This is a genomic window from Rothia sp. HMSC069C04, assembly GCF_001812895.1.
Classification (GTDB): domain Bacteria; phylum Actinomycetota; class Actinomycetes; order Actinomycetales; family Micrococcaceae; genus Rothia.
The window spans coordinates 35,747-48,923 of record NZ_KV810707.1 but is presented as its reverse complement, the minus strand read 5'-3'; the positions used below and the strand labels follow the sequence as shown (position 1 = coordinate 48,923).

The following is a 13,177-nucleotide window of genomic DNA, read 5'->3' as shown; positions in this document are numbered from 1 at the left end:
AGAAATGAACGCGCGATGCATTCGCCGCATACGAGGGTATGCGATGTCGGAGGTGTCGCGTGTTTCTTTTTGCCCTTTTGCCTTTTCTGCATGCGCTTGTGTGCGGCGGGCCTGCAGCGATAGATGTACAGCGGTGGGGATAGAATTGTGTGAAGAATTTTTTTGATTCTCCCGATTTTCAGCGGGCGCACACTTTACTTATTCTTTGGGATCCAATTTATGCAGTTTCTTCCTCCTCCCGGTTCTTCTCTATATATCCCGCTGGTGGTGCTGTACGCGCTGACGGCGCTTTCGCCGGTGCTTTTTATCTGCCTCTACCTGCGGGAACGCCGTAGCGTGTTTGTCGGCTGGCTACTGATTGTGACCGTGGGGTTGCTGGGTACGAGCCTGGGCGCAATGGCGGTTGTGTCAGAGAACCAGATTTTGCTGGTGCTGGCGCTCCTCATTGTTATCATTCCGGTGATTCTTTCGCTTTTTACGCCTCTGGGTTTGACCGGTCTGTTCCTTTATAGCGGTGTGCGCCTTATTGCTCGTGAGGGTTTTTCGCTCACTAATTCTTTGGCATTGGCTGCCGGTGTCGCTCTTATTGTGGGGCCGTTCTTTGTTCCCGGTTCGGTGGAGAATGTTCCGTTTGGCGGCGTGTGGGGCACTATTTATTTCTATTTTTCGCTGGTGCTGACCTATTTCACTATCTACGCGGTGGGCTTTACTGTGGCGGCAGCGTTGAACCTGGTAAATTTCCGCCAGCAGGCTGACTATGTGGTGGTGCTTGGTTCGGGTCTTATTGGTGACCAGGTGACTCCGCTGTTGGCGGGTCGTATCGATCGCGGCATTGAAATTTACCGTAAGAACCCCGGCTCGAAGCTGATTATGTCTGGCGGTCAGGGCGCGGATGAGGAGGTGCCCGAGGGCGTGGCGATGACTCGCTACGCTGTATCCCGCGGCATTCCCGAGGCGGACATTATTGTGGAGGACCGCGCGGTGAACACCCGCGAGAACCTGCTCTTCTCTTACGCCTTGATGCCGGAGGTTGCCGAGGGTAAAACCCCGAAAGTTGCTGTGGTAACAACCAGCTACCACCTGTTCCGTGCGTTGCTGTTGGCACGTTCGCTGGGTCTGGAATGCTGGGGTGCGGGGGCTCGTACGAAGCTGTATTTTGCGGTGAATGCTTTTATCCGTGAGTTTATTGGGTATTTGAGTATTACTCGCCGTCGCCACATCATCACTTTGAGCCTGTGCACGGTTCTCTACATTGCAGTGGCGCTCTTCGTGTGGTATTTGTACTCCGCCGATTTGAAGGGCCCGGGCGAACCGATGTAGCATCCAGCTGCGGCTCTAGCCGGTAGCCCCGTCCTAATGTATAGCGCTGCTCTAGCATGTGGCCCGGCGCATCCCAGCGATGGTGCATACAAAAGCTCCCCTGATCTCGGTTAATCTGAGCTTCAGGGGAGCTTTGAGGTTATTTACCAGCGTGAGTGAACATAATCTTCACAATCGCGAGAACAATAACGGCGAAGGTGAGCCACACAGCGCTTCGGAAGGTACGCCAGCAGAGCGGTTCGCCGCGGTAGCGAGCAATCGCGAAGTTGAGGCTAAAAATACGCCACACCACGGTCACAAGACAGAGAATAATAGTGCAGTCAAAAATGATGTCGTAGGTGCCGCCGGGCGGTAGGAATGTCGCCAGAATCAGGAGCGCCACGGGGTACACGGTCGTACCCAGAATAGGGCTCGCGTTGCCCAGCGCGTGCTTGACGAAATCTCGCGGCGGGGTGCCGCCGTGCAGCACCCGGTACTCCTGCATTTCTGAGATGACGTGGGCAATGTAGGTGGTCAGACCGGTACCCGTAATGTAGAGGATTGCGGTGCCGTCAAAGATCGCGTTCGCGTCGTGAATGCTCAGCAGAGCCGCCAGCACCAAGAAATTACCGTAGGTGTACGCAGAGATACGGTGAGCAACGTCGTGCGCATCGAGTTCAGCGATTTTACGGCGTGCTTTACGGAATAGAAGGGGCATTCGATAGTCCTTTGGCGGGTGCGGGGATGAAAACTCAGACCCTGCGAGTGTGCGAAAAATAGCTTAGAGGAGCGATGACCACAGTCGGCAGAGGTTCTCCACCATCTTGATGCGGCGCGGGCGCTCCGCCCACTGGGTGTACAGCAGCTCGGTGCAGACCTGCTCGTATTCGGCGCATACTTCATCCAGCATCGCGACCATGCCGCGGTCAATGACGAACGTTGACACTTCCATGTTCAGTGAGAAGGAACGCGGGTCCATATTGGACGAGCCAATGAACGTAATTTCGTCGTCGACCATCATGAACTTGGAGTGCAACACGGTCGGGCTGGGGTACTGCAGAATACGCACACCCGCCTGCAGCAGCTGCTCGTAGTAGGAACGCTGCGCCATGTTCGGCAGGAACTGGTCGCCCTTCTCGCACACAATCACGGTGGTTTCAATACCGGAGTAGGCGGCGTTCGTGAGTGCCTGCAGTAGGGTCTCTTCGGGCACGAAGTAGGGCGAGCAGATGGTAATACGCCGCTCGGCGTTGTAGATCAGGTAGTTAATGAGGCGCAGGTTGTTTTCGGTTTCAAAACCGGGGCCGGAGGGCACAACCTGGGCGCGCATCCCATCCTTGTAGTAGGGGATATTGGTGTTAATTTCTGCCAGGATCAGCTGGTTCGTTTCGGAGTACCAGTCGGAGACGAAAACGGCGTTGAGCTCTTCAACGATGGGGCCGGTGCAGGAGAAGGTCAGGTCCTTCCACTCCAAGCCCTTCTTAATGTTTTCGGGCATGTCGTAGGAGCGGTGAATAGCGTTCTGCGAACCGGAGAACGCGACGCGTCCGTCCACGACGAGGACCTTGCGGTGGTTACGCAGGTCGGGTCGCTGCCACTTGAGTTTCCACGGTTTGAGCGGCAGCATGAGGCGCCACTGCATACCCGAGTCGTTGAGCATTTTCACGAGTTTCTTATAGGACGGGTATTTGCAGGAGCCGATGTGGTCGAGGAGTACGCGCACCTGTACACCGCGTTCGTGGGCTGCGAAGAGGGCGTCCCAGAGGACTGCGCTCGCCTCGTCGTAGGCGGTGATGTAGAACTCGAAGTGCACGTATTTGGTGGCGCGGTCGACTTCTTCCGCCATGGCGACCATTGCCTCGTGGTTGTCGGTGTGGAGGGTGAATTGGTTGCCGCCGACCAGGGGGAGTGAGCCCAGGGTGTAGTTGAGCTGGCTGGCTGCCTTTGCGGGGTCGGAGAGGTCGTCGGTGCGGGTGAGGAAGGGCTTGTTCTCGCTGACTTCGCGGATCAAGTCGTTCATGGCGTGTTGGCGTGCGCGGCGGTAGGCGGGCAGGCGCGAGGAGCCGAAGACGAGGAATGCGATGAACCCTACGAAGGGGATGAAGAAGATGGCCATGAGCCAGCCCAGGGCAACCACGGGTTTGCGGTTGTAGGGGAGCCAACAGAGGGCTGCGAGTCGGATGAGGATATCGGCTATGCCGAGTGCGAGGCGTAGCCAGTCGGGCAGGAAGTCGAGGTAGGCGGGGGCAAACAAGTTCATCCCTCTATTATGCCGGTATTTCGTGTGGGGCGGGGGGGGGGAGTGGGTTTGCCGCTTCGTATGTGATGTGTCGGTATTGTGTGCGGGTGTTGTGTGCCAGTGGCGGGGCCGGAGTTTAGCCGGCTATGCTGTGAGCCTTAACGCTAAAAATGCACTTGAGCATTGTGTGCAGTGGTGAAATAATTGCAGTTATGCAGAAAAAGGAACAGAGCCTTCGCGAACGCCGCCGCGAACAAACCTGGACGGCAATCCACGAAGCAGCCCTCAAACGCGTCCGCGAACACGGGATGCGCGGAACCACCGTTGAAGAAATCGCCCAGGAGGCGGGCGTCTCCCCGCGTACCTTCTTCAACTACTTCCCCTCCAAAGAGGACGCCGTTCTGGGTCTGCGTGAACCGGTGGTCAGCGAGGAAATCCTCGAAACAGACCGCGCCCACGAGGATGACAACACCATCATTCGTGTAACCCACCTTCTCTGGGAGGTCATTTTCCAGAGCTTCCACTACGCCAATGGCAAGGACCCCCGAGCTCCCTTTCAGGAGTTCCCCGAGTCCGCGAAACGAATGAAAATGCACTACATGAAGTGCGAACAGGTGCTCACCGATTACCTGAACACTATTGACTGGGTGGCTTTTGACGCGGCCGGTCGCCGCGGCCCCTTCCCGCGCCGAACCCCCGCTGACCCGCTGACCGATCACTTCCGGGAGCGATCACGCGCAAAGGTCCAGCTTGCCTCCGCGGTGCTTCGTCAGCTGGAGTTCGCCCGCGACCTGGAAGATAAAGAGGATATTGCCCGCCATATCCGCCAGACGGTGAAGACCTTCCAGTTCCTGCTTTTTGAGCAGAACCGACCGGCAATCTAGCGGCGGTTCACTGCTACAAACTACAAAAGCCCGCCGGAAACCGAATCCGAGGCCCCGAATCGAGGCAACCGAATCCAGAGCCCGGCGGACACTCACAACAGACATATAGAACGTAACTAAGGATTAAACGATGAGTACAGAGGAAAAGAATCTACCTCAGCCGCCAGCCGGTGAGGCTAAGCAGGAAAGTAAAAACCGCATCCGCGCCATGTTCCTGGGCCTGGTCATTGTGATGCTCATGTCCTCGCTGAACCAGACGATTCTGGCGCCGTCGCTGCCCACGATTGTGGGTGAGCTTCACGGCGTGGAGCACATGAGCTGGGTGATTACCATTTTCATCCTGCTTTCGACGATTACGATGCCGGTCTACGGCAAGCTTTCTGACCAGTTCGGACGCAAGCCCTTCCTGATTTTTGCGATTGTCGCTTTCATGGCGGGTTCGATTGTTGGTGCGCTCGCGCAGAGCATGAACTGGCTGATTTTTGCTCGTGGCCTGCAGGGTCTGGGCGGCGGCGGTCTGATGATTCTTTCTCAGGCTGTGATTGCTGATGTGATTCCTCCCCGCGACCGTGGCCGCTACATGGGTATTATCGGTGGCGTTTTTGCTTTCTCGTCGGTGGCTGGTCCGCTGATTGGTGGCTGGATTACTGAGGGTCCGGGTTGGCGTTGGGCGTTCTGGCTGAATCTGCCGTTGGCTATCCTGTCGATTCTTGCGGTGATTTTCTTGCTGCCGCACCGCCCGTTCCGTGAGCGTGAGAAGCACAGCATCGACTACCTTGGTTCGCTGATTCTGATGGCGGGTACGAGTGCGCTGGTGCTTGCCACGATTTGGGGTGGCAACCAGTACGAGTGGACTTCGCCCGAGATTATTGGTCTGCTGGTCTTCTCTGTGGTTGCTGCGCTGGTGTTTATCCCGGTGGAGAACCGTGCGGCTGAGCCGGTCATGCCCATGTACCTGTTCAAGAATCGTAACTTCCTGCTGACTCTGGGCGCTTCGCTGGCGCTGGGTGTGGCAATGTTCGGTGCGGTGGAGTACATCCCGACTTATCTGCAGATGGCGCTGGGTGTGAGCGCTACGGTGGCTGGTCTGCTGATGATCCCGATGATGGGCGTCATGCTGGTGGTGTCAATTGTGACGGGCCGCGTGGTGTCGAAGACCGGTCGCTATAAGCGTTATGTGACGAGCGGTACCGCGATTGTGGCGCTGGGCCTGTTCCTGCTGTCGACCGTGACTATTGAGACTCCGACCTGGCTGTTCTGTATATACCTTGCGGTGATGGGTGCCGGTCTGGGTATGTCTATGCAGTTCTTGACTCTGATTGTTCAGAATGCGTTCCCGGTGAGCGTGGTTGGTACCGCGACGGCGTCGAATAACTTCTTCCGTCAGGTGGGTGCTACTGTGGGTGCCTCGCTGGTGGGTGGTCTGTTTACTTCGCGTCTGACCTCGCTGATTTCTGAGCGTATGCCTCAGCAGGCGCTGCAGTCTTCGGGTAGCCATGCGTCTTCGTCTCTGACTCCTGAGTTGGTGGCGTCTTTGCCGGAGCCGGTGCACGGTATCATTGTGAATGCGTATAACGATGCGCTGATTCCGCTGTTCCTGTACTTGGTGCCGCTGGGTCTGGTGTCTACGCTGCTTCTGTTCTTCATTCGTGAGGATGCGTTGGCGACGACCCTGGAGACCGAGCCGGCTGTTGATATTGCTCGCGCGGCGACCGGTGCGATTCCGGTGATTACTCCGGAGATGGCTGCTAAGGACGCGCAGGATCTGAAGAGCATGCGGGGTCCTACCCGTAGGATGATTGCCGAGTCGTTGAGCTCGGAGGCTTCGCCTGATTCGGAGCCTAACGCTAAGAGCTAGGGTCTTAGCACTAAACGCGGAGGCGTTGCCTTCCTATATAAGTGGCGCCCCGGTGCGAGTCGTGTGCTCGTGTCGGGGCGCTGTTTTTGGCTGAGTTGCCTTAAATAGCGCGCTTAAGAGGTGTGCCTTAGTGCTTGGTTTAGGGGTTGGAAGTGTTGGTTTAGTCCCCTAAATGGTGGGTTTACGTGGTGTTTTACCCCGTTAAAGCGCTTATCGAAAAGGTTATTACGTCCCTATGTCGAGAGAATTGTTTCGGATGTAAAATTTTCGTAAAAATTGTTAATCCGCCCCTTTTCCCCGGTATTCCGGGGCATTTTTTTACCCAGCTCCCTTTTAGCTTGCATACAGGCTGTTCTAAGGGGTGAAAGTGCCCAATGTGGGTTTGGTGGAAGTGTTACAGGCTATATAAGATAAAGTACATATGCTCCTAGTGACAGTCATCACGAAGCAGTGCGCTAGGACAGCATGACACACATGCCTTAACACCGACATCTACACAAGGAGGGGAACCGTCCCATGTTTAGGTACATCCTCCAGCGATCGCTGACGTACCTCGTCATGGTCTTTATTACGACCACGATGGGTTACTTTGCAGCGGTTACTGCCCTGAAGCCTGCCCTCTTGGAGCAGGAAAAGGTTCCGAAGCCTAGCCCCGAGCAGGTGAACCGTAACTTCGCATCCCTGGGTCTCGATCCCGAAATGAACCCCTGGGACCGCTACGTTCAGTGGCTGACCAATGTGGTCACCAAGTTCGATTGGGGCCGTAGCCCCAACGGCGCGTACATTAACCAGGAATTTGGCCAGCGCGTGTGGGTTTCTACCCGCCTGCTGCTGGTGGCTACCATTCTCTCGATTGTGATTGGTATCGCCCTGGGTGTGTACTCGGCAGCTCGCCAGTACAAGTTCTCTGACCGTGTTATCACCGGTTACTCCTACCTGGTCTACATCATCCCCGCTCCCGTTGCTTACTTCGTGGTGCAGCAGGGCGCGACCACTATCAACAACATCGCCGTTGCTAATGGTGGAGAGAAGATTTTCTATGTGACCGGTATTTCGACTCCGGGTCTGACCGGATTCTGGGAAATCACCATGGATATGGCGGCGCACTACGTCGTGCCGACCTTCTGTATGACCATCTTCGGTTGGGCTGGTTACCAGATTGCACAGCGTCAGTACCTGCTCGATAACGTGAACGCTGACTTCGTGCGTACCGCTCGTGCTAAGGGCTTGACCCGTAACCAGGCGATTACTCGCCACGCACTGCGCGTCTCCTTCATCCCCGTGGCACAGTCCATCGCGTACCAGATTCCGATGATTTTTGCGGGTGCATTCTTCGCCGAGACCGTCTTTGCATGGCCCGGTATCGGTAAGTGGTCGATTGACTCCATTTCCGCGCAGGACGTGAACGCTGCGACCGTGACCCTCGCGTACGGTTCTGCACTGTTCGCTGTCGGTGCGATCATCGCTGATATCGCTACCACCATCGTCGACCCCCGAGTGAGGATCTCATGAGTCAGGTAACTGCAACTTCCTCCGTACCGGTGGTACAGGAGAACGGTGACTTCAAGGTCATCAACAAGAGCGTTATTATTCTGCGCCGCTTCCTGCGTAACAAGGCTGCAGTCTTCGGTCTGTGCGTGTTCATCGGCATGGGTCTGTTCGGTCTGTTCGGTAAGTACCTGACCAAGTACAAGCCCAACGACATTGACTACATGGCGCTGGGTGAAGGCCCCTCGGCCGAGCACTGGTTCGGTACCACCATCGCGGGTAATGACGTGTTCGCCATGATGTCTGAGGCCGTCTGGACCTCTCTCCAGATTGGTGTGGTCGTCGGTTTGGCCACTGTGTTCATCTCCGCAGTTTACGGTTGTGTGATGGCGTACTTCGGTGGCTGGATTGACAAGATTATGCTGTTCATCCTCGAGACCCTGATCATGGTTCCCTCGCTGCTGATTCTGGCAATTCTGATTAACGGTCAGGTTGGTAAGCAGATTCAGAAGAGCGTCCCCACCTGGGTTCTGCTCTCTGCAGTGCTGATTGCCTTCGGCTGGATGGGTAGCGCCCGTGTTATTCGTGCAATGGCGCAGTCCCTCATCAACCGCGACTTCGTGAAGGCTGCACGCTACATGGGTGTGCACCCCTTCAAGATTGTGATGCGCCACCTGGTTCCGAACATTGGCTCCCTGCTGGTTCTGAACTTCACCAGCGGCATCATGGGCGCTGTGCTCTCTGAGGTCGCTTACTCCTTCATCGGCATCGGTATTAAGTACCCCAACTACTCGCTGGGCTCGCTGATTTCGGATGCTTCGCAGCAGATTAACACCCTGCCGCACATGTTCTGGTTCCCGGTTCTGTTCTTCTTCCTGCTGGTTGGTCCGCTGGCCCTCATGAACGACGGTCTGCGTGACGCATTCGACCCGACTTCGATGTCGGTCGGTAAGATCAAGAAGTCCAAGAAGAACGAGAAGGCAGAGGCACCCGCTGCCGCTGCAAAGGAGGCGAAGAACTAATGAGTACCTCTCCCGTTCTGAGCGTTAAGGACCTCAACGTCCGCTTCAACACTGAGAATGGCGTCGTGCACGCTGTTCGCGGTGTGAACTTTGACCTGTACCCCGGTAAGACCCTGGGTATTGTGGGTGAGTCCGGTTCCGGTAAGTCCGTTGCTTCCATGGCGATCATGGGCCTGCACCCGACCACCGCTGACATCACCGGTTCGGTTAAGTACAACGGCACCGAGCTGCTGGGTCTGAGCGATAAGGAAATGTGCGCATACCGCGGCAAGGAAATCTCTATGATTTTCCAGGATCCGCTGTCCTCGCTGACCCCCGTGTACACCATTGGTGACCAGATTGCTGAGGTGCTCAAGGTCCACAACAAGGGCATGAGCAAGCAGGCTATCAAGGACCGTTCCATCGAACTGATGCGTATGGTGGGTATTCCTTCGCCGGCTGACCGCCTGCGTTCCTTCCCGCACGAGTTCTCCGGTGGTATGCGTCAGCGCATCATGATCGCTATGGCGATTGCGAATGACCCCCGCGTGCTCATCGCCGATGAGCCCACCACCGCACTGGATGTGACCATTCAGGCGCAGGTGTTGGAGGTTATGCAGAAGGCTCAGGAAGAGACCGGCGCAGCGACCATCATGATTACCCACGACCTCGGTGTTGTGGCTGGTATGGCTGACGACATTCTGGTGATGTACGCCGGTAAGCCGGTGGAGATTGCTAAGGCAGAAGACCTGTACAAGCATCCCTCCCACCCGTACACCATCGGTCTGCTGGGTGCGGTCCCGCGTGTGGACCGTTCCGAGAAGGTCTCCCTGGTACCCATCGAGGGTACCCCTCCGAACCTGATTAACCCGGTGACCGCGTGCTCCTTCCGCCCGCGTTGCCCCATCGCTAAAAGCGGTGGCCAGTGCTGCCAGGACTCCAACGGCGAGCCCGATCTGCAGCTGCTGGAAGGCGTTGGCGAGGGCCACTACTCCTCCTGCACCATCTCTCAGGAGCTGGTCGGTAAGACCGCAGACGAGCTGTACCCGGTTCCGGAACCCCCGGTATCGAAGTACGACGGCATCCCGCGTGAGGAGCGTGCCCCCGTCCTGGAGGTCCGCAACGTCAAGAAGCACTTCCCGCTCATGAAGGGTGCGCTGATTAAGCGCCGCGTGGGCACTGTGAAGGCTGTGAACGGCCTGTCCTTCGATATTCGTGAGGGCGAGTGCTTCTCCATCGTGGGTGAGTCCGGTTGTGGTAAGACCACCACCCTGCTGGAAATCATGGAGTTCAATAAGAACACCGACGGTGAGATTCTGATCAACGGAACCTCCACCAAGGACGGCAAGTCCGCAGGTGAGATTCTTGAGCTGCGTAAGAACCAGCAGATGGTGTTCCAGGACCCCACCGGTGCTCTGGATCCGCGCTTCACCGTTTACGAGGTGCTTGCTGAGCCCCTGGAAAACCAGGGCATGAACAAGGCAGACATCAAGAAGCGCGTCATCGAGCTGATGCACATTGTGGGTCTGCAACCCGACCACGTGAACCGCTTCCCGAACCAGTTCTCTGGCGGTCAGCGTCAGCGTATCGGTATTGCTCGTGCGCTTGCCGTTAACCCTAAGCTCGTGGTTCTGGATGAGCCGGTGTCCGCACTGGACGTGTCCGTCCAGGCTGGTGTGATCAACCTGCTGGAGGAGTTGCGTGCAAACCTGGGCCTGAGCTACCTGATGGTTGCTCACGACCTCGCGGTGATTCGCCACGCATCCGACCGCGTTGCAGTGATGTACCTGGGTCGTATTGTTGAGATCGGTGACGTCGACCAGGTGTTCGACAACCCGATCCACCCGTACACCCGTGCACTGCTCTCGGCGATTCCGGTTCCGGATCCCGAGGTTGAGGCAAAGCGCCACCGCATTATGCTTGAGGGCGACCTGCCCACTCCGGTGAACGCGCCTAAGGGTTGTGGCTTCTCGAGCCGTTGCCCGGTCTTCAAGCTGCTGCCTGAGGACAAGAAGCGTCGTTGCCTGGAGGAGATGCCGGAACTGACCCCCGTTGAGGGCCAGGATCACGGTTATGCTTGCTACTACCCTGAGGCTGAGGCCGCTACGGTGTAGCTCTAGAGTCGGCTGAATAAGTCGCATGTGTGCCGAGGGGCGAATATTCGTTGAATATTCGCCCCTCGGGTTTTTTAATGCCCGGTACTGGTGAGGCGCGTGCAGCTTGAGATTGTCACCTGGTGAGACGGCGGGAGCCTCAGAATGTGGCGCTTGGCACTGAAACCAGCAAGAAAACAGGAAAAACTGCACTGACTAGGCGTAACCTTTCTCACCATTCAAGATATGAATATTTATAGGCGAGCTTCTATACCGCGGGTAAGCCATAATTAAGCCTGTGGGTGCGCCGCTAGGGGCGTGCCTCAAGGAACACATTCATAGACCGGCACTAATTCATCGCTCACCGCACCCTAATTGCGGCGCATGAGCAGGGAATCCTTGACGCTTTCCTGCGGGATTATTGAGGGTCAAACGTATAAGAGGACACTCTCATGGAGAAGAATTTCATCCTGAACCGTCGTACCGTTCTCGGTGGCGCTGCAGCACTGGGTACCGTGGGCGTACTGGCTGCGTGCGGCTCGTCCAAGGACTCCAAGGCAACCACCCAGGGTGCAACCGTGGGCACCGATGCCAAGGAGCTTTATGACCTTGCTGAGGCAGCTGTATCTGAGCTGAAGGATGGCGGCACTCTGCGCCTGGCTATTCCCGGTATTGGTCCGGACTTCAACCTTTTCAGCGCGGACGGCAACTCCCTGTACACCCAGACTGCTATGAGCCCCGTGGCTTACGCAGGCCTGTGGCAGGGTGACCCCATGGGTAAGCGCACTCTGGCTCCCGATTTCGCGAAGAGCTTCGATGTTTCCGAAGAAAACGGTCTGCCCGTTGTCTCCATTGAGCTGAACCCCCAGGCTAAGTTCAACGACGGTACCCCCATCGACTACAAGGCTCTGCAGGCTACCTGGGAGGTCCTCAAGAGCACCGATGGCGGCTACAAGATTGGTACCAGCGGCATCTACAGCAGCATTGCTTCCGTGGAGCGCGACGGTGATGACTTCAAGGTGAAGGTAACTTTCTCCGCACCTTACTACCCGCTGGATACCCTCTTCGCTGGCATTATGCACCCGGCTCTGCTGGACAAGGAACTCTTCAACACTGGTTTCGTTGACAAGCCGCACCCCGAGTACTGGGTTGGCCCCTTCACCATTGCTGAAGGTGGCTGGAACTCCACCGAGAAGACCCTGACCCTGACCCGCAATGAGAAGTGGTGGGGCGAGAAGCCCGTTCTGGAGCGCATCGTCTTCCGTCAGATGGATACCGCTGCTGAGCGCGCGGCATTCAAGAACGATGAGCTTGACGCGATTGGCGCTACCACCGCTTCTGCATACAAGGAGCTCAAGGAAGTTGCTAACACCGAGATTCGTCGCGGTGCTCGCCTCTTCGCCGGCGGTCTGACCATGAACCCCGCCCGCATGCAGGATGTTGCTCTGCGTCGCGCTGTGGTTGTTGGTCTGAACCGTGAGGCTCTCGCTAAGGTTCGTTTCCAGGGTCTGGATTACGAAGAGAAGCTCCCCAACTCGGTTATTCATATGCCCTTCACCGAGTACTACCAGGACGACTACCCGACCCCGAACAACGATGCTACTGCAGCATCCAAGATTCTGGAAGAGGCAGGCTACACCAAGAACGGTGAGTTCTACGAGAAGGACGGCAAGCAGGCTGCCTTCAAGTTCTCCATCTTCGGTGAGGACCCCACTGCCAAGGCTGTCGGTCAGACCCTGGTTCAGCAGCTGAAGTCCGTAGGTATTAATGCTGAGCTCGACTCCCGTGCTGTGAGCGAGTTCAACAAGACCATGGCATCCAAGGATTACGACGCAACCTCCTCCGGTTTTGCTCCGACCTCCCCGGATGCTACCGAGGCTACCGAGCAGTTCTACATGCGTCGTAAGCCCGAGGAAGCCGGTTCCGATGAGATCAATGAGATGATTGCAAAGATGAAGCTCATTGCTGACGACAAGGAACGCAACCGGGCTTGCAGCGAGATCGAGAAGAAGCACCTGGCTGAGTTCGCAGTGCTGATTCCGCTCATCAACGGCCCCGAGTACAAGTTCGTGAAGAAGGGTCTGCGCAACTACGGCGTGTCCCTCTTCCAGGGCACCGGTATTCACTGGCAGAAGGTTGGTTGGGCTAAGTAAGTCCTTATCCCTTCACCTAATAGGTGAATAGTCTAGAGCTACTGAAAGTGTCCACCCGGATTATCCGGGTGGACACTTTTTGCATATCTGGAGGAATTGCTTTGGGCATTTTGTGTACCGGTGCAGGGGAGCGGTGGCATAGCTATCCGGCAAAATCCGAAA

General features: G+C 56.7%; 9 protein-coding genes. 7 read left to right on the top strand and 2 right to left on the bottom strand.

The annotated features are described in order from the left end of the window. The first annotated feature begins 219 nt into the window (after positions 1–219). Positions 220–1,320 carry a YdcF family protein gene (locus tag HMPREF2879_RS00410; protein ID WP_239661596.1) on the top strand — a complete coding sequence of 367 codons (1,101 nt, stop codon included), beginning with the start codon at positions 220–222 and terminating at the stop codon, positions 1,318–1,320. Between the two features lie 139 nt (positions 1,321–1,459). On the opposite strand, the gene HMPREF2879_RS00405 is transcribed toward HMPREF2879_RS00410, so the two are convergent. After that, positions 1,460–2,017: a hypothetical protein gene (locus HMPREF2879_RS00405; RefSeq protein ID WP_070634557.1), complete on the bottom strand. Its 558-nt coding sequence runs from the start codon at positions 2,015–2,017 to the stop codon at positions 1,460–1,462. A gap of 63 nt (positions 2,018–2,080) precedes the next feature. Beyond that, entirely contained in the window at positions 2,081–3,559 is a 1,479-nt protein-coding gene (gene cls / locus HMPREF2879_RS00400) for a cardiolipin synthase (RefSeq protein WP_070634556.1), read from the bottom strand. 191 nt (positions 3,560–3,750) lie between these two features. On the opposite strand from cls, the gene HMPREF2879_RS00395 reads away from it, so the two are divergent. From HMPREF2879_RS00395 to HMPREF2879_RS00370, 6 genes are all read left to right on the top strand, one after another. Further along, a complete protein-coding gene (locus HMPREF2879_RS00395) occupies positions 3,751–4,422 on the top strand; it encodes a TetR/AcrR family transcriptional regulator (protein WP_239669157.1) in 672 nt (223 codons plus the stop codon). A 130-nt stretch (positions 4,423–4,552) separates the two neighbouring features. Then, entirely contained in the window at positions 4,553–6,280 is a 1,728-nt protein-coding gene (locus HMPREF2879_RS00390) for an MDR family MFS transporter (protein WP_070634555.1), read from the top strand. A gap of 516 nt (positions 6,281–6,796) precedes the next feature. Beyond that, on the top strand, positions 6,797–7,792 hold the full coding sequence (locus HMPREF2879_RS00385; protein WP_005507218.1) for an ABC transporter permease: 996 nt from the start codon (positions 6,797–6,799) through the stop codon (positions 7,790–7,792). Then, on the top strand, positions 7,789–8,790 hold the full coding sequence (locus HMPREF2879_RS00380) for an ABC transporter permease (RefSeq protein ID WP_005507216.1): 1,002 nt from the start codon (positions 7,789–7,791) through the stop codon (positions 8,788–8,790). The genes HMPREF2879_RS00385 and HMPREF2879_RS00380 overlap by 4 nt, the downstream gene beginning before the upstream one ends. After that, the gene (locus tag HMPREF2879_RS00375) at positions 8,790–10,883 is read left to right on the top strand and encodes an ABC transporter ATP-binding protein (RefSeq protein WP_049359635.1); all 2,094 of its coding nucleotides are present in this window, start codon (positions 8,790–8,792) and stop codon (positions 10,881–10,883) included. The genes HMPREF2879_RS00380 and HMPREF2879_RS00375 overlap by 1 nt, the downstream gene beginning before the upstream one ends. Positions 10,884–11,314: 431 nt before the next feature. Continuing rightward, positions 11,315–13,015, top strand: coding sequence for an ABC transporter family substrate-binding protein (locus tag HMPREF2879_RS00370; RefSeq protein WP_049353427.1), 1,701 nt, complete (start codon positions 11,315–11,317; stop codon positions 13,013–13,015). Positions 13,016–13,177 lie beyond the last annotated feature (162 nt).